Source organism: Burkholderia sp. AU18528 (assembly GCF_002223215.2).
GTDB lineage: Bacteria > Pseudomonadota > Gammaproteobacteria > Burkholderiales > Burkholderiaceae > Burkholderia > Burkholderia semiarida.
This window is the reverse complement of the sequence record NZ_NKFC02000004.1, coordinates 1,161,426-1,179,824: the sequence shown is the minus strand read 5'-3', so window position 1 is coordinate 1,179,824 and position 18,399 is coordinate 1,161,426. Positions and strand designations below refer to the sequence as shown.

Here is an 18,399-nt window from a genome sequence, read left to right as displayed (position 1 = left end):
GCCGCGCATGCGGCGCAACGGGTCACGACGCGCGCGTCGCGCGCTCGCCGTCCATCGCGCGGCGCAGGCTCGCGGGGCGCATGTCGGTCCAGACGGTCTCGATGTGCGCGAGACAGTCAGCCTTCGGGCCGCTCACGCCCACTTCGCGCCAGCCGGCCGGCACGGGCCGGAACGTCGGCCAGATCGAATACTGTTCTTCGTCGTTGATGACGACCGTATAGACGAGATCGTCGGTGTCGGCGGAAGGCGTCGGGGCTTGCGTCATGATCGGAAATCGCTGGGCGGTTGAAGGAGGCGGAGCGGCGAATTGGGCCGCTCCTGTCTGATAGACGGTTGGCCGGCGCGTTTTTTTACCGCCGCCGCGCGCGGCCGCCCAGGAACACCGGGCAGGCGACGCCGCGATGGCACGCGTCAAGGCATTCCGCGCAGTGGCGCTCCGCGTCGCGCACCATGAAATGCACGAGCGTCTGCGACACGTTCAGCGCGCGCGCCGCGGTCTGCAGCGTCTCCTCGCGCAGCCGCACCATCTCGAATGCGGCCCGGCTGCGCGCCGGCAGGTCGTCCAGCGCGGCCCACACGCGCCGTAGCGTGTCGCGCGTCATCAGCGCGGCTTCCGGCGTCGGCTCGGGCGACGGCACGTCGAAGCCGTCGTCCTCTTCCGTGTGATAGATGTTTTCGAGGCTTTGCCGGCGGCACGCGTCGATCGACGCATTGCGCACCATCCGCGTCACGTACGCGACCGGCTGACGCACCGCGTCCTGGTTCGGGAATTCGACGAGCTTCACGAACACGTCGTGCACGACGTCCTCCGCGCGGCTCGCGCAGCCGACGAAGCCGCGGGCGACGTTGACGAGCATCGCGCGATGCGAGATCAGCACATCGAGCAGCGCGCCCTGCGCACGGGGCTCGGCCGCCCGGCGCGCACGCGGCGCGGCGCGCGGCGGCAGGTCCGGATAACTGCCGAGGAACGGGTTCGCCGCTGCCGCCGCCGGTCGGTCGAGCACTTCCGCCATCGCCATCGATCTGCTCCGTCAAATTCCGAGATAGCGCAATTTAACGTAAACGCAAATCATTCTCAATCCGATTACAGGATGACCCTTTCGGTTGTCGGGATTTGTCTGAACAATCGACGGAATCCATGTTTTGACGGATGGGACGCATCCGGCCGCACCATCTGGCGGCGAGCTTGAAAAAACGCCGACACGCCGGCGTTTCCCTTGATCCGCGTGCCGCCGCTTCGGCCGCGCCCGCCGCCGTCAGTAGATAAACAACCGAATCGTCGCCGTCGCGTCGAATCGTCCGATCTTCGGCGGACCGAACGACTTCAGCACCGCGTCCATCAACACGCTCTGATTCATCACGTTGGACGCGAACTGAGCCAGCGTGAACTGCTGGTTGAACGGAATGGCCTTGCCCTGGCTGTCCTCGATGCCGACCCCGAAATTGCTGTCCTTCGCCGGCACCAGCAAACCGTTCTGGACCGGAAAACTCGTTTCGAAATATCCGTCCACCCGCACCGCGACGTTGCACTTCTTGGTCAACGACAACGAGAACCGCTTGCGCGGCACCGCCGGCAGGAAGCCGTTACCGGCCGCCTGCACCTGTCCGAAATTGACGATGCCCGGTTCGGGCGTCACCAGCACGTCGACGAAGCACGGCGTCGGCTTGAGGTTGCGCAGGCCGCTCAGGCGGTACTGGAAACTCGTGCCGAACGCATTCAGTCCGAATTCGCCGTCGAACTGGAATACCGTGTAGATATCGCTCGGCGGCTGGACCCAGTTGCCCTTCTTGCGCACGACGACCTGGTAGTCGATGCTGATGTTCGTGCGCTGGCAACGGCCGCGGTCGAAGTCGTACCGGCTGCACGGCGGCACCGCATACCCGGTAAACACCCCGCCGCCGCGATTGCTGGTCTTGTCGAAATAATCGACGCCCTTGTAGCGGATGCCGATCTCGAGCCCCCATGCGGCAGGGTCCGTGCGATTCGGATTCGCGTAGAAGTAAATGTTGTCGACGACCTTCAGGCTGCCGGCGTCACCCAGATCCTTGTAGCAATACCCCGACGTCGTGCGCACCGGCGACACCCAGATCACATAGCCGTCCGGCGCATCGGTCGGGTACGACGCCACGCCGCCGATCGGCTCGGTCAACGAAGTCGCGCCGCTGTTGGTCAGGCAGCGCAGCGCCCACGCCGGCTGCACCGCCGCGACCAGCAGCGCGAGGACGACCCAGCGCAACCATGCCGCCGGCGACACCCGTTGACGCATGCCCCCGCTCATCGCTTCACGCTCTTGCACACACCCGCGTCGCACGCATATTCGACCGCCACCTGGCCACCGTAATCGTCGATATGCGTGACGAACAGCGTCGACGGCGTCGCCGCCTTGAACGGCACGTCGGCCGTGCTCATCGGGCTCACCATCACCGGGTCGATCGGCACCGGCGTCTTCTGCGCGCCCGCGCTCACGTCGACGACCGTCACGTGGTACGGCGTCGGGTTGTCGAACACCAGCCTGTGCGCGGCCGCGTCGACGCGCAGCGTCATCGGCAGCGTCCAGTCCTCGTCGCGGGCGGGCTGCACGGCCTTCGGCCGGTAGAACAGCTTCATCTGCGTATGCAGCGCGATCTGCAGCGTGTTCGGCGTGTCGGTCTTCGGCGGCACTTCGCGGATGTTCAGATAGAACACCGTTTCGCGATCGGCCGGCAGCTCGGCGCCCGGCAGCTTCGCGATTCGCAGCACGTTGCGCTCGTTCGCCTCGATGCGCTGCAGCGGCGGCACGACCATCAGCGGCGACGTGACCCTGTTGCCCTTCGCGTCCTCCAGCCACGACTGCACGAGATACGGATACGTCGTGCTCTTGTTGGTGATCGTCACGATCGCGGCCTGTTCGCCTTCGTTGAAGATCACGCGCGTGCGATCGGGCACGATCGCCGCATGGGCGGCGCCCGCGAGCAGCGCGCCGGCGGTCGCGAGCGCGCACAGCGCGCGCCGCGGGAAAGAAAGGGCAAAGGAATTGTTCATCGCTGGATCCGTGAAATCATCGTTCGACGCGCGCGGCCGCCGCATGCGACTCGCCGGACGTCCGGCACGTCACCGGAATCGGCGTGCCTTCGAGTTGGAGCTGGCTCGGCAGTGCGTCGATCGTGCAGAGCGTCCGTTCGCCCGCCCGCACCGCCAGCGTGGATTTCGGCTGAACCTGGGTCAGGAACGCCGCACCGCCCTCGCCGACGATGCCGAGTTCCTTGCCGTTCGCCGCGTCCTGCACCGACGCGCCGAACGGCAGCGGCTTGCCGGCCGGGTCGGTCAGCGTCAGGTACAGATTGCTGCCGCGCGCGGCGGAGAATTCGACGAAGCCGATCGCGCCGTCGGTCAGCACCATGCGCTGGATCGGGTTCGTCACCTGCACTTCGAGCGGCAGCTTCTCGACGTTGACGGTCGCGTCGTACACGTTGTACGGCGAGATGCCGTCGAGCACCGCGTAGCCGCGCGAATCGGTATGCGCAAGCGTGCCCGACAGCGGCACGTCGGGCACGCCGTCGGTCGACACCAGCAGCCGCGTGTCGCCCGCATTGCCGTTCGCGTGCGCGGACACGCCGTACTGCGTCGCGACGAACGAGCCGTCGACCTCGAGCGACGCGGCCGCATACGCATTGGCGAGCGTCGATGCCTGCGCGGTGAGCTGGTACGCCGACGTGCGCTGGCGGAAGCTCGCGTTCGCCGATGCACGCCCGTCGGTCTCGCCCGCATTGACCTGATACGTGCGGCCTGCCGGATCGTCGTAGATGTAGCCGGCGTTCACGCTGGTGCTGCCGCTGCCCGTCGTCAGGTTCGACGTGACGGTGTGGCGGCCGCCGATCGGCAGCGTCGCGGTGACCGAGAACTGATTGCCGCTCGCGCCCGCGCTCTGCGTGCGAAATGCCGACACGCTGACGTTCAGGTTGCGCAGCGTGCCGATCGAGAACGCACGCGTGAGCGTCAGGCCGACCCGCTGCTCGGACGCACGCGCCCAGTAGGTCGTCTGGTCGTACGAGAAATAGGTCGACGTGTCGCCGAAGCGCTTCGACAGCGTCGCCGAATAGCGCTGCTTGCTGTTGGCGAGGCCGTACGCGGTCGGATCGCCCGAGAATTGCGCGAAGTTCGTGTACTCGCGCTCGGAGAAGCGGTAGCCGAAAAAGCGCACGTCGGCATCGAGCCCGTCGAAGTGCTTCGAATAGTTGATGCGATACGAGTTGCCGTTGCGTGTCGCGCCGTTCCACCACAGGCGCGCCCGCGCGTGCGTGACGTCGGCCGACACCGCGCCGAACGCGCCGAAATCGCGGCCGACGCCGAGCGCGACCGACGTGTAGCCCGACGCAGCGATGAAGCCGCCATAGGCCGTGATGTCGAACGGCAGCCCGTACGCGATCTCGCCGAAGCCGAAGAACGGCGCGATGCCAGCGCCGCCGAACAGGCGCGGCTTGCCGACCGCCGCCTTGTAGCGCAACTGCCCGGTGCGCGCGAGGAACGGCACGGCGGCCGTCGTCACCTGGAAGCGCTGCACGCTGCCGTCCTCTTCCTCGACCGCCACGTCGAGCGTGCCCTGCACGCTCGTATTGATGTTCTGCAGCGCGAACGCGCCCGGCGACACGCGCGTCACGTACAGCACGCGGCCGGCCTGCGACACCGTCACGGTCGCGTTGGTGCGCGCGACACCCGAGATCAGCGGCGCATAGCCGCGCAGCGACGGCGGCAGCATGCGGTCGTCGCTGCGGATCGACGCACCCGTCAGCGCGAACGTGTCGAAAATGTCGGAGCTCAGGTAGTCGTCGCCGAACGTCACCGTCGATTCGATCGACGGCAGCGCGCGAAAGGCATACAGCCGGCTGAAGCGGAACGTGCGGTCCGCGTACGCGGTGTTCCCCACGTTCGATTGCGCCTGGTAGTCGCCGCGAAAGCGCCACGCATCCCAGTTCGCGCCGACCGTCCCGTAGGCCTGGATCGAATTCGTCTGCCCGCCGCCCGAGCCGAAGTTGCGGTTCGTGTTCGCGATCACGCGATAGTCGAGCATCGCACCCGGAATGCCTTCGGACCAGCGCGCCGGCGGCAGGTAGGTCGAATCGTTGAACTCGAGCGCCGCCTGCGGAATCGTGATCTTGAGCCGCCCGTCGCTTTTCAGGTAACGCACGGTCGCGCCCTCGATCGCGCCGAGGTCGACGCAACGCCCACCCTGGAAGCGCGGCAGATCCTTCACGAGCGACGGCTTCAGCCCGAACTGCGCGACGAGCTCCGGCCGCAGGCACGGCTTGCCCGCGCCTGATGCGTCGAGCGCGATGAACTCGATCGATTGCAGCCCGTAGAACAGGTCGTTGACCTGCACGTCGAGCATGTATTCGCCCGGCAACGTGAAGTCGGGCTGCGAGAACTGCGACAGGTCGACGTTGTTCGTACCGCCGATGTCGAGGAACGACGAATTGAATTCCGTCGCCTGGCTCTGGCTGCCGACGACCAGCACGGAGACGCAAAGGAAGGAATGTCTGATTCGCACGCGGCGCTACCGGGAGTCCAGGGAGAAGGAAAACGGGGGAAAGATGACGGAGGAAGGGATGCACGCCTCCCTCCTCCGGTACGGACGCTTACTGGTAGCGGACCGTGAAGTTCGCGACGCCGTCCGCGGTACCCGGCGTCACGCCGGCTGCCGTCGCTTCGTACATCGCCGCGAAGCGCGCGATGTTCGTGCCGTTCTGCAGCACCGTCGGCGCCTTCTGTTCGGCGCCGTTGTCGAGGTACTCGCCCGACGCGGCCTGCAGGCGGATGCCGACGTTGGTTGCCGAACCGATCGTGGCGAGCAGCTTCGGCTGGCCGGCGCTCGACGTACCCGTGAACGTGAAGTACGCGTTCTTCGCGACGCTGGTGTCGCAATCGGTCAGCTTGATGTCGAAGTTGGTCGGCGTGGACTTGTCGCCGGCCTGCTTGAACACGTTGGTCGGCACCTTGCCGAGGTTCACGGTCTGGTTGACCGAGCCCGAGTCGATGCCGCATGCGCCCGCGACGATCTCGCCGGTGAAGTTGATCGTGCCGGTGCCCGCCGCGAAGGCCGAGGTGGACAGGGCCGCGAGTGCGACAGCGGTCAGGATGGGTTTTTTCATGAAGTTTCCCGTAAGGAGTGCAAATGGAATGGATGACGTGGCGGACGCAAACGGCAGCGTGTGGTGGCTCCCGTCCGTCACGAGGCGGCATTATCGAGATAACCATGAAAGATTTCTGTAAATCATTGTCAAATCCGCCTGACAATGTTCGATTTACCCCTCTAAACCCTCATTCTTTCCTTTTCATTTTCAATTATCGAATTTTCATCCGCAGTCCTTTTTTATTTTTCGGAACTGGTTGAAGATTAAGGGAATTTCTTGCCGATAATCGCTGGTGCGCCGCCAGCCCTTGCCTGCATTGGCTTGCATGGGAGCGCCATTCAAAAGACAAAACATTGTCCAAAGCCGCCACCGTTGTCATATCGCAACGCGAATATCGCGCCATTTTCAACTGACAGGAAATTAACGACGGCATTCCATCGACATGGATTTATCGCGCAAACGATTGCGAAAAGCATACAAACGTTTTACCGCGACACTTTGTCGCCGCCATTAATTCCAATTCATTGATTAATTCGATCGTCAATTGCCGATCGTGAAACCGCATGCACGCGCGGCCGCTGGAACGCGGCTGGCATGCCGGATTGGGCGAAATGAAAAGCGCGGAGACGGTCCGCCGAACGGTGAAAGGAAGCGCCGACGACGATCGGCGGCACGGCGGGCGGTACGCCCTGTCGAAGCGGCGGCCGAACGTCGAAGCGCGTGGCCGCCGTGAAGTCGCCCGACACGCCGCGGCGTCGGGCGACGAATCGCACGTCACGCGGAAGCCGCGGCCTCCGCCGTTGCCGGCGCCCAGCCGCCGCCGAGCGCGCGGTACAGCGCGATCGCGTTCGCAAGCCTGAGCTGCCTGAGCCGGATCAGTTCCTGCCCCGACTCGTACGTGCTGCGCTGGGCGTCGAGCAGTTCGAGATAAGTCGCGACGCCGCCCGCGTAGCGACGCTCCGCCAGCTTCAGCCGCGCGCCGTCCGCCTCATATACCTCCTGCTGGGCGGCGAGCTGCCGGTCGATCCAGTCGCGCGCGGCGAACGCATCGGCCACTTCGCGAAACGCGGTCTGCACCGCCTTCTCGTATTCGGCAACGGCGATGTCCTTGCGTGCGTTGGCGACGTCGAGGTTCGCGCGATTGCGGCCGCCCGCGAAAATCGGCAGCGTGATGCGCGGCGCGAACGTCCATACGCTCGTGCCAGCCGCGAACAGGCTCGAGAACGCGTCGCTCACCGAGCCGTAGTCCGTCGTCAGCGCGATGCGCGGGAAGAACGCCGCGCGCGCCGCGCCGATGTTCGCGTTCGCGGCCTTCAGCCGTGCCTCGGCCTGCCGGATGTCCGGCCGCCGTTCGAGCAATGCGCTCGGCGCACCGGGCGCCACGGGCGCGATCGACAGCGCGTCGAGTGCGGTCGCGTCGCCGGGCACGCTGCGCGCGAAGTCGCCCGCCAGCAATTGCAGCGCCCGTACGGCCTGCGCATGCTCGCGCCGCAGCGCGGCCTGCGACGCGCGCGCGGACGCCACCAGCATCTCGGCCGAGCGCAGCTCGATCGCATCGCTCGTGCCGGCCGCATAGCGGCGTTGCGTGAGCGCGGCCATCCGCTCGCGCGCATCGAGCGTGCGCTGAGCGAGCGCCAGTTGCTCGTGCAACGATCGTTCGGAAACGTACGCGCCCGCCACTTCGGCAATCACGCCGATGCGGACCGTGCGCTGCGCGTCGGCCGTCGCGAAATACTCGGCGAGCGCCGCGTCGGACAGGTTGCGCACGCGGCCGAACAGGTCGAGCTCGTATGCGCTGACGCCGACGCCCGCGCGATACAGCCCGCTGATCGCGCTTTCGCGCACGACCGGATCGTACTGGCGCGCGCGTTCATAGCCGAGATTCGCATCGACCGACGGCATCAGGTCCGCACGCTGCACGCCGTACAGCGCGCGCGCTTCCTCGAGCCGGCCGGCCGCGATCCGCAGGTCGCGATTGTTCGCGAGCGCCGCGTCGATCCACGCCTGCAGCGCCGGATCGGTGAAATACGCATGCCAGTCGTCGAGCAGCGCCGTATCCTGCGCCGCGGCCGACGCGCCGGCCGGTGTCGTATTGCCGTCGACCGGCGCATAGGTCGCCGGCACCGGCGCCGCCGGGCGCTCGTAACGCGGCGCGAGCGAGCACCCGGCGAGCGCGAGCGCGGCGGCGAGCGCCGCCGGAAGCCGCCGCGCGGCGCGTACATTCAGCGCGAACATCATGGTTGCGAACCCTCCATCGTCGTCGGCTGCGCGCCGCCGCGCCGGCGCGGGCCGACGTCGAACAGGCGGCCGACGATCACGAAAAACAGCGGGACGAGAAACACCGCGAGCACGGTCGCCGTGATCACGCCGCCGAGCACGCCGGTGCCGATCGCCGTCTGCGCGCCGGACGCGGCGCCCGATGCGAACGCGAGCGGCAGCACGCCGACGCCGAACGCGAGCGACGTCATCACGATCGGCCGCAGCCGCAGGCGCGCGGCCTCGAGCGCCGCGTCGACGAGCGACATGCGCTGCGCGACGAGATCCTTCGCGACTTCGACGATCAGGATCGCGTTCTTCGCGGACAGCCCGATCGTCGCGATCAGCCCCACCTTGAAATAGATGTCGTTCGGCATCGCGCGCAGCGTGACGCCGAGCACCGCGCCGATCACGCCGAGCGGCACGACCAGCATCACCGCGAACGGAATCGACCAGCTCTCGTAGAGCGCCGCGAGCGCGAGGAACACGACCAGCACCGACAGCGCGAACAGCATCGGCGCCTGCGCGCCCGACAGCCGCTCCTCGAACGACTGTCCCGACCACGCATAGCCGATGCCGGCCGGCAGTTTCGCGGCGATCCGCTCGATCGCGCTCATCGCCTCGCCGCTGCTGTGGCCGGCCGCGGCCGAGCCGTTGATCGTGAACGACGGATAGCCGTTGTAGCGCGTGAGCTGCGGCGGCCCGAGCGTCCAGTGCAGCGTCGTGAACGCCGCGAGCGGCACCATCTCGCCGCGCGCGTTGCGCACGCGCAGCTTCTTCACGTCGTCCGGATCGAGCCGGTGCCGCCCGTCGGCCTGCACCATCACGCGCCGCACCTGCGTGCCGTGCATGAAATCGCCGATATAGTCGGAGCCGAACATCACCGCGAGCGTCGTGTTGATCTCGTCCATCGACACGCCGAGCGCGGACGCCTTCGCGCGATCGATGTCGAGCTTCAGTTGCGGCGCGTCCTGCGTGCCCGCGAACATCAGATCGGTGAGCGCACGATCCTTGCCGCCCGCCGCGAGCAGTTGCTCGCGCGCGGCGCTGAACGTCGCGTAGTCGAGCCCGCCGCGGTTCTGCAGCCGGAAGTCGAAGCCGCTCGACGAGCCGAGATCGGGCAGCGCCGGCGAATTCATCGCGAACACCGTCGTGTTCGGCGTGCCCGCGAAGCGTTCGTTGATGCGCGCGACGATCGCTTGCACGTGATCGCGCGCGGCCTTGCGCGCCTTCCAGTTCTTCAGCGTGACGAAGATCATCCCGCCGTTCGGCCCTTCGCCGTAGAGGTTGAAGCCGCCGAGCGCATAGGTATAGGCGGCCGGCTCGTCGCGGCGGATGGCCGACTCGACTTCGCGCACGCTCTGCATCGTTTCCGCGAGCGGCGTGCCTTGCGGGCGGATCACCATCACCATGAAGTTGCCCTGATCCTCGTCCGGCAGGAACGCGGTCGGCAGTTGCGTGAGCATCAGCGCGGCGGCCGCGGTCAGCACGCCGTACACGACGAGCCAGCGTACCGGCTTCTTCAGCATCGCGCCGACCCGCGCCGCGTAGCGCTGCGTCGCCCGCGCGACGAAGCGGTTGAACCCGCCGAAGAAGCCGCGCTTCTCGTGATGGTCGCCGGACACCGGCTTGAGCAGCGTCGCGCACAGCGCGGGCGTCAGCGACAGCGCGAGGAAGGCCGAGAAGCCGATCGACACCGCGAGCGACAGCGCGAACTGCCGATAGATGTTGCCCACCGCGCCGCCGAAGAACGCCATCGGCACGAACACCGACGTGAGCACCACGGTGATCCCGACAATCGCGCCGCTGATCTGCCGCATCGCCTTGACGGTCGCGTCGTACGGCCCGAGCCCTTCCTCGACCATCAGCCGCTCGACGTTCTCGACGACGACGATCGCGTCGTCGACGAGAATGCCGATCGCGAGCACCATCCCGAACATCGTCAGCACGTTGATCGAGAAGCCGGCCGCGTACATCACGCCGAACGTGCCCGCGAGCGCGACCGGCACGACGAGCGTCGGAATCAGCGTCGCGCGCAGGTTCTGCATGAACAGGAACATCACCAGGAACACCAGCACGCCGGCCTCGATCAGCGTCGTGACGACCTTGTTCATCGACACGCGCACGAACGACGACGTCTCGTACGGGATCTGGTATTTCACGCCCGGCGGAAAGTACTTCGACAGCTCGTCCATCGTCGCGCGCACGCGCTTCTCGGTGGACACCGCGTTCGAGCCCGGCGCGAGCTTGATGCCCATCCCGGTCGCGACCTTGCCGTTCACGTACGACGGATAGTTGTAGTCGTTGCCGCCGAATTCGATGCGCGCGACGTCGCGCAGGAACAGCGCGGAGCCGTCCGGCCGCGCGCGCAGCGCGATCGCGCCGAAATCGGCCGGCGTCTTCAGCGGCGCGTCCGCGAACACGGTCGCCGCGATCGGCGCGCTGTCCGGCACCGCGCTGCGGCCGATGTCGCCGATCGTCACGCGCGCGTTGTGCGCGCGCACGGCCGACGCGATGTCCGACGCGGTGAGGCCGTGCCCGGCCAGCTTCACCGGGTCGGGCCAGATCCGCATCGCATATTCGGCGCCCCAGAACTGCACCTTGCCGACACCCTCGACGCGGCGCAGCGCCTGCACGACGTTCGCCGACGCATACTCGCCGAGCTGCACGTCGGTCATCCGGCCGTCGTCGGACGTCAGCGACACGACGAGCTGGATGTTGTCGGCGGCCTTCTCGACCTGGATGCCGTCGCGGCGCACGGGCTCGGGCAGGCGCGCATCGACCGTCTTCAGTCGGTTCTGCACTTCGACGGCCGCGAGATCGGCGTTCACGCCCTGCTTGAACGTCAGGTACAGCGACGCCGCCCCGGCGCTGCTCGTCGCGGACGTATACAGCAATCCCGGCGCGCCGTTCATTTCGCGCTCGATCAGCGCGGTCACCGATTCCTCGACGACTTGCGCGGACGCGCCCGGGTACGCCGCATAGATGCTGACGACGGGCGGCGCGATGTCCGGGTACTGCGCCACGGGCAGCGCGCGGATCGCGAACAGGCCGCCGAGCATGATGAAGATGGCGATCACCCACGCGAAGACGGGGCGATCGATGAAGAAACGTGCCATGTTGGTTTGAACCGGTCAGGTTTGACGGGCGGCCGCCCGCGAAGCGGCCGCTGCCGGCGCCGCCTTCGACCGCGGCGCCTTTTCGACGGGCTTGACGGTGGTATCCGGCGCGAACTGCGCGGCGTCGTCGACGATCACGCGCTCGCCGCCCGCGAGGCCGCGCGTGATGCGCCAGTCGTGGCCGCTCATCTGGTCGGCCGTGACCTCGACGTCCTTGACCTTGCCGTTCGCGCCCACCACACGCACCGACGTACGGTCGGCGGTACGCAGCAGCGCGTCGCGCGGCACGAGGATCGCCCGCTGGTCGACCGCCGTGTCGAGCGCGATCCGCACATATGCGCCCGGCAGCAGCTCGCGCTCCGGATTCGGGAACAGCGCGCGCATCGCGACGGTGTCGGTGGTCGGATCGACCGCGAGATCGCTGAACAGCAGCTTGCCCTTCAGCGGATACGCGGTGCCGTCCGCGCGCAGCAGCGTCACCGCGATGTCGTGCTGCGCAATGCCCGTCGCGCGCCCGCTCTTCACCGCGCGACGCAATGCGTCCACGTCGGCGGCCGGCTGCGAGAAGTTCACGTAGATCGGATCGAGCTGCTCGACGGTCGTCAGCGGCGTCGCCTGGTCCTGGCCGACGAGCGCGCCCTCGGTCACGAGTGCGCGCCGTGCGCGGCCCGCGATCGGCGCGGTGACGGTCGCGTAGTCGAGCTGCAGTTGCGCGCGTGCGAGTTCCGCCTTCGCCGAAGCGACCTCGGCCTTCGCCTGCGTATCGGCCGCGACGGCCTCGGTGTGGTCGCGCTCGCTCACCGCGCGATCGCGCACGAGATCGTCGTAACGGCGGCGCTTGTCGGTCGCCGCGAGCGCGGCGGCCTGCGCCTTCGCGAGCGCGCCCTGCGCGGCGTCGCGGGCGGCCTTCAGCGGTGCGGGATCGATGCGGAACAGCACCGCGCCCTGCTTCACTTCCTGGCCTTCCTCGTAGGTGCGCGCGGTGACGATGCCTGCGACCCGCGCGCGGACTTCCGCCTGCCGGTATGCGTCCAGCCGGCCCGGCAGTTCGACGGTCATCGGCACCGCCGTCGGGCGCACCGTCACGACGGCGGCCTGCTTCGCGGCCTCCGGCGCGGCGTCCTCGTCGCCCTTTCCGCATCCACCCACCGCCAGCAGGGCCGCGAGCGCGAACGGCGCCAGCCGCGTGCGGCGCCACAGGGTGCGTTTGTTATTCATGTTCTGACCTCGGAACGTTCGCCGCCGATACAATGCGGCGGCTCAGGGTGGCCGATTATAATCAGTCATGTCTGATTAAATACAGGCTCCTTCAATCTGACCGACACACTGTCTCAATAAAACGACAGCGAACTGTAAGGAATTTCACGACATGGCCCGCAAGACCCGGGAAGAATCGCTCGCCATCAAGCACCGGATCCTCGACGCCGCCGAGCTCGTGCTGCTCGAGCGAGGCGTCGCGCAAACCGCGATGGCGGACCTGGCCGAGGCCGCCGGGATGTCGCGGGGCGCCGTCTACGGCCATTACCGCAACAAGATGGAAGTCTGTCTGGCGATGTGCGACCGCGCGTTCGCGCGCACGTCGGAAGGTTTCGACGCCGGCGACGGCCTGCCGCCGTTCGCGACGCTGCGGCGCGCCGCGTCGCACTACCTGCAGGAATGCGGCGAGCCAGGCCCGATGCAGCGCGTGCTCGTGATTCTTTATACGAAGTGCGAGCAGAGCGAGGAAAACGGCGCGCTGCAGCGGCGCCGCATGCTGCTCGAGCTGCAGATGCTGCGGATCACGAAGGCGCTGCTGCGTCGCGCGATCGCAGCCGGCGAGATCGCCGCCGATCTCGACGTGCATCTGGCTGCCGTCTATCTGGTGTCACTGCTCGAAGGCGTGTTCGCGTCGATGATCTGGACCAACCGGCTGCGCGGCAACCTGTGGAACGACGCCGAGGCGATGCTCGACGCCGGTTTCGACGCCGTCCGCACGTCGGCCGCGCTGCGCCGGCGCGCGCAAAAATTGCCGGACTAACGAAAATCGTCGTAACAAATGCTGATTTAACCCGACTTACCGCACTGCGAAACGAATGAGCTGACCCTCTTTAAAATTTTTAACGTTTCGCGGAACATCGGTAGACTGACGCTGTCATCTTTCTTTAGCGTCTTCGTGATAACCGGGTTCGACCCGGCATGCACGCCGCCGTTCGAAGCGGGGCCCGCCCCGCGAGTTGGGTCGAACGGGAACGATACAGGCCCCTGGCGGGGCCTGTTTTGTTGCACGCCCGTCGCCCCCCTGACGCATGGACCGCCGACGGCTCCTGCCCACACCTCTTTGAACCGCTTTCCTGGATGTGGACACCTTTGGTCAAGCCTGCCGCAACCCCTGATGCTTTCGCGCCCGGCCGCGCGCAGCGCCTCGTGCGCGCGCTCGTGCCGGCCGCCGTGCTCGGCGCCCTCGCCGCCTTCGGGCTCGCCGCCGCGCTGCCTGCCGTATCGCAACTGCCCGGCGCCGTCGACTCGGGCACGGCCGCGCTGCCGCAGCGCGTGCTGTCCGATACGCCGTTTCCCACCGCGCAGCATTTCGTGACGAGCGAGCTTGCACGCACGCTCGGCGAGCGCAACGACTACCTCGAGCGCAACGATCGCAGCCCGCAGCCGGGCCTGTTCGCGCCGCTCAGCGCGCATCGCAACGACATGCTCGGCTACGCGAGCCTGTTCCAGTTCGCGTCGCCCGATCACCGGCAAGGGATGCGCGCGGGCGACATCGAGCTCACGCTGTCCGATACGCTGAATCGTCTCGACGTGCCGCCCGAAGTGCGCATCCAGCTGGGCGATCTCGTCACCGGCAAGGTCGCGATGCGCGCGAGTGCGCAGCGCGGCGACTATTACCGCCTCGCGTTCGACACGCACGACGGCACGCCGCGCCTGACCGCGCTCGAGCTGCGCGTCGCCGGCCGCACGTTCGGCGCGATCTGGTTCCACGCGCCGGGCGCCGAACACGGTGCGTACTACACGCTCGACGGCTCGCCGCTCGAAGCCGCGGCGTTCACGATGCCGGTCAAGTGGACGCGCATCAGCTCGTTCTTCGGCGAGCGCATCCATCCGCTGTCGCAGGCGATGGCGTTCCATACGGGCGTCGATCTCGCCGCGCCGAGCGGCACGCCGGTCGACGCGGCGGCCGATGGCGTCGTGTCGTTCGTCGGCACCGATCCGGGCGGCTATGGCCGCTACGTGATCGTCGACCATGCGGATGGCTATTCGACCTACTACGCGCACCTGTCCGCGTACGCGCGCGGGCTGAAGGTCGGCGAAACGGTGAAGCAGGGCCAGCGCATCGGGTCGGTCGGGATGACGGGCGCAGCCACCGGCCCGCACCTGCATTTCGAGGTGCGGGTCGCGAACGATCCGGTCGATCCGCTCGTCACGCTCGCGAACGCGCAGACGGGGCTGTCCGACATGCAGCTCACCGCGTTCCGCCAGGAAGCCGCGCAATGGCGCTTCCGGCTTGCGTCGATCAAGACGACGCCGTTCGCGTTCGCGCAGAACGACGGGCCGCTGTGGGGCGATTTCGCGACCGGTCCGTCGACGCTGCGTGCGGTTTTCGATACGCACTACTCGGCGGAGCGAAGCTGATTCGGGGGCACACGATCCTGGTGGTTGCGGAAGAGCGTACGGTCAAGTGCTCCGCCACTCTTCTCTACACCGTCCGCTGGTCACGGGCTTGAGCCGATGTTTTGGCGCGGGGTAAAAGCAGACTTGCGCCTGATACCGAAGGCGGCTCGCACTACATCCCCTCGTGGTCATAGCGCCGGCGCAATACCGGATCCCGAGTGATTCGCAACCGAAAACAGTTCGGGCACCACGCACCGCGATTGACCACCGTGTTCGGCATCGAGTCCCAAACATGTCCGTGTGCGCATTGCCACGTCAATTTGACTCGATTGCCGTGATATTCGGTACTCAAGCATCGACCACCGCGCTCCGCGGCAATTGCCTGCATGTCCTCTATCGTTCGGCGTTTCGCGAGATTGGCGCAATGCCGACACCATGCCCCGCCGAGCACCAAATGCCCCCACGTCGTCCATTCATGTCCACGTGCGCATCGGAATCGGTACTTCGAATTTGTCACGTGATACTCCGTCGAGAGAAGCTGTCCACCGCGTAGTGCCGCTGCGGCCTGCAATCGCTGGAGCCCGTTCGGATCGCGTTGCTGTTCTCCATGCCTGATTCGAGCACAGTGCGGGCACCATCCGCCGTCGACGATTCTGTGAGCTACGGCTGTCCATCGATGGCCCTCGGCACACTCCCATTCGTAATGCGCGGCGATACCGATATACGTGTCAGTCAGACAACGACCGCCGCGCTCCGCCGCCGCCTCATGAAGACGTTCCAAGCCATCGGAATGTAGGAGACACGCGGCCAACTCGATTTTTGCGCATCGCGGACACCCGTGGCCGTCTAGAATCTTGCGAGCCTCGGTCGTCCATTCGTGTCCAGAACGACAGGTGAAATGTTGCCGCGCCGTTTGACCGAGATAGGTTCCTTCATGGCAAACAAGACCGCGTTCACTCAATAGTTCCTGAAAGCGGTGCTGCACGCGCACTTGTTCGCACTGGAGGCAGGTTATCGTGCCGCGCATCGCGACAGTGCCTATGCGCGTGAAGTCATGGCCCGATTCGCAGCGGAATTCATAGTAGGACTTCAGCCCTCGCCATTCGAGCGTTAGAAGCGTATGCCCCCGTTCGGCGGCAATCTCGACCAGACGGGCATATGCAACGTCGGGCTTGCGACGTGTACGTGTCGGAGAAGTACCTTGGCTCATTGTCTTCAGAACTGAGCAGTCACCTGAAAACCGAGCGTCACTCGCGCGGTCGGAAAACCCGACGGCTTGTAGACAGGCGTACCCGCGAAGAGATCGTAGCCGTATCCGCCGAACCGAGTCGCGACACTGCCCTTGAAGCCAATCACTGCACCGGCGAGCTGCGTGCCGACCAAGGCAACCGGCTCCGGTCCCCAGACCCGACCGTAGTCGAGACCTGCATAGGCCGATGCCCCGGTCTGCGCGATGGGTACCTGCAATTCGTTGCGCCAGTAGAACCCGCGTGATGCCGCCAGCAGCGTTTCACCGTCGAATCCCCGCACGGTATAACGACTGCCGATCGTGACGCTATCGAGGTATGAAACCGTGTTGCCGGTGTACTGACCATGAAAGGTCGTCACGTATTTGAACGGCTGCGCCCCAATCGCAAACGGTGTCGACAGATTCGCATCGAGCACGATCATCTTGAATCGGTACGTCTGCCCTCCCTCTGCCGCGAACATGCTATCGGTCGAGCCGAGCCAGCCCAAGCCCTGACGATAGGCAAGCGAGCCGTCGAACTGCGACGAGCCGAAATAGTGCCGGTCAGTCAACCCGAGTTCGAGAAAGGTCGCGTTCTGGTGCGACGACGGTATCGTCGTGCCTTCGATATAGCTGTCGCCGAAACGGCGCGTCAGGCGAACCTGTGCGCCGAACACATCGTTCCGGCTGCGCGTCAGCACACGATTGAGCCTGAAATCGATCGTCTTCATGTTGCCGCTCGCAACGAACGTCTGATTCACGGCCGCAAGTGGTTGAAAGTACGTGTTGGTGTAGGCGGAGAGCGTGCCGGTCCAGTAGCCCCAGGGGATCGAATAGAACGCGTTCCATCCGTGCGAGCCGAAGCGCTTGTCGCCGAATTCCAGATCCTGGTTGAAGCCGACGTTGAGGATGTCGTTCAGGCCCAGCGGGTTGTCGATGCCAAGCGATACGTTGCCTTGCAGTTTGCCCGTCGCACGCGTGCCGGAATTGTCGATGGAGGCGACGACGGTCCATGGCTTGCCGCGCTTCACGTCGAGTACGACATCGCTTTCGCCAGGCGTATCGCCCGGTGCGATCCGCATCGACACATCCTGGCTTGAGACGCGCTTCATCTGCTCAAGCCCTTGTTCGATGTCGCGCAGGTTCAACACGTCGCCGTCGCGCGTCGGGAATGCGGTCTTCCACGTTCCGCGTAGCTTCTCGTCCTCGAAACGCACGTGGCGGATCACGCCCGGAATCAGCGCAAGCTTCAATGTGCCGGTGGACAAATCCTGCTCGGGCACGAGTACGCGGGTCGTGATGTAACCGCGTGCGAGGATGGCCTGCGAGAGTCCCTTGACGATCAGGTCGACGCCTTGCTTGCCGACGCATTGGCCGGCGTAGTGCGCAAGCCAGTCGCGCGCAAAGGCGAAGCGATCCATCGGCAAGGTGGATGCGCCTTGCGCCTTTGACGTGGCCGGTAACGAGTCGGGCACGTCGAGCGTGAAGCGGTCGATTCGGAAGCACGGCGTCTCCGTGGGCAACACCGGATGGGCTTCCGGGCGTGGCACGTCCGAGCGCACGCCCGGCGCTTGCACGGTGGCCTCACGCTGCTGGGTGTCGCGACGTTGCTGCACTTGCTGATTCTGCTCGGCATTCGCGCGGGCAGCGGCGGCTTGGTCGTTCGGAGTGGGGGTCTGTTGTGCTTGCGCAGCAAGCGTGATCAGAGTAATGATTGGCAAAACAGCCAGCCGTCTGGTCGTTTTCATTTAATTATTTTTTGATTGACGGGAATAGACAGCAAACATCCCCCGTTATCGATATGGCACTGGCCATCAATTCGCATCAGGGCCCCAACTATAGTCGCGGTTTAAATCAATTCCCCGCATTTCCGAGCCGGGTGTCTTGCCGCAACTTCTCAATCAATTGATCCCACACATTCTCGTATAGCGGAAATGAATCCTCAGCCTGAGAAGCGGTTCTAGCCCGCGTCACAGCCGTCAGAAAAATTGACAGCCCGTTAGAATTCAACGATTCCGTTGAGATAAAGCTCATCCCTCCTTCTTCCATAGGAAGACAAACCTCATCCTTAACCCAAATGTCAGACGAGCC

At 65.9% G+C, this 18,399-nt stretch carries 12 protein-coding genes; 2 read left to right on the top strand and 10 right to left on the bottom strand.

The window, feature by feature from the left end; all coding sequences use genetic code 11:
• Positions 1 to 22 precede the first annotated feature (22 nt).
• The 9 genes from CFB52_RS08245 to CFB52_RS08200 form a co-directional block, all read right to left on the bottom strand.
• Complete coding sequence (locus tag CFB52_RS08245; protein ID WP_006476052.1) at positions 23 to 265, bottom strand: MbtH family NRPS accessory protein; 243 nt, start codon at positions 263 to 265, stop codon at positions 23 to 25.
• A gap of 85 nt (positions 266 to 350) precedes the next feature.
• Entirely contained in the window at positions 351 to 1,019 is a 669-nt protein-coding gene (locus CFB52_RS08240) for an RNA polymerase factor sigma-70 (protein WP_059584111.1), read from the bottom strand.
• Positions 1,020 to 1,256: 237 nt separating this feature from the next.
• A complete protein-coding gene (locus CFB52_RS08235) occupies positions 1,257 to 2,279 on the bottom strand; it encodes a fimbrial protein (protein WP_099316386.1) in 1,023 nt (340 codons plus the stop codon).
• Entirely contained in the window at positions 2,276 to 3,022 is a 747-nt protein-coding gene (locus tag CFB52_RS08230; RefSeq protein ID WP_099316629.1) for a molecular chaperone, read from the bottom strand. The genes CFB52_RS08235 and CFB52_RS08230 overlap by 4 nt, the downstream gene beginning before the upstream one ends.
• Positions 3,023 to 3,038: 16 nt before the next feature.
• Positions 3,039 to 5,492: a fimbria/pilus outer membrane usher protein gene (locus tag CFB52_RS08225; protein WP_099316385.1), complete on the bottom strand. Its 2,454-nt coding sequence runs from the start codon at positions 5,490 to 5,492 to the stop codon at positions 3,039 to 3,041.
• Between the two features lie 121 nt (positions 5,493 to 5,613).
• A complete protein-coding gene (locus tag CFB52_RS08220) occupies positions 5,614 to 6,126 on the bottom strand; it encodes a fimbrial protein (RefSeq protein ID WP_099316384.1) in 513 nt (170 codons plus the stop codon).
• Between the two features lie 756 nt (positions 6,127 to 6,882).
• Complete coding sequence (locus CFB52_RS08210) at positions 6,883 to 8,343, bottom strand: efflux transporter outer membrane subunit (RefSeq protein ID WP_099316628.1); 1,461 nt, start codon at positions 8,341 to 8,343, stop codon at positions 6,883 to 6,885.
• Positions 8,343 to 11,483: a multidrug efflux RND transporter permease subunit gene (locus CFB52_RS08205; protein WP_099316383.1), complete on the bottom strand. Its 3,141-nt coding sequence runs from the start codon at positions 11,481 to 11,483 to the stop codon at positions 8,343 to 8,345. Before CFB52_RS08205 ends, CFB52_RS08210 begins: the two co-directional genes overlap by 1 nt.
• Before the next feature lie 15 nt (positions 11,484 to 11,498).
• Positions 11,499 to 12,701, bottom strand: a complete 1,203-nt coding sequence (locus CFB52_RS08200) for a MexX/AxyX family multidrug efflux RND transporter periplasmic adaptor subunit (protein WP_099316382.1) — start codon at positions 12,699 to 12,701, stop codon at positions 11,499 to 11,501.
• A 151-nt stretch (positions 12,702 to 12,852) separates the two neighbouring features.
• Here CFB52_RS08200 and CFB52_RS08195 point away from each other — a divergent pair, with 151 nt between their 5' ends.
• Both CFB52_RS08195 and CFB52_RS08190 read left to right on the top strand, forming a co-directional pair.
• Positions 12,853 to 13,500, top strand: a complete 648-nt coding sequence (locus CFB52_RS08195; protein ID WP_059584121.1) for a TetR family transcriptional regulator — start codon at positions 12,853 to 12,855, stop codon at positions 13,498 to 13,500.
• 317 nt (positions 13,501 to 13,817) lie between these two features.
• On the top strand, positions 13,818 to 15,101 hold the full coding sequence (locus CFB52_RS08190) for a M23 family metallopeptidase (RefSeq protein WP_180278198.1): 1,284 nt from the start codon (positions 13,818 to 13,820) through the stop codon (positions 15,099 to 15,101).
• Positions 15,102 to 16,295: 1,194 nt separating this feature from the next.
• Here CFB52_RS08190 and CFB52_RS08180 read toward each other — a convergent pair.
• A complete protein-coding gene (locus CFB52_RS08180) occupies positions 16,296 to 18,056 on the bottom strand; it encodes a ShlB/FhaC/HecB family hemolysin secretion/activation protein (RefSeq protein ID WP_099316380.1) in 1,761 nt (586 codons plus the stop codon).
• Positions 18,057 to 18,399 lie beyond the last annotated feature (343 nt).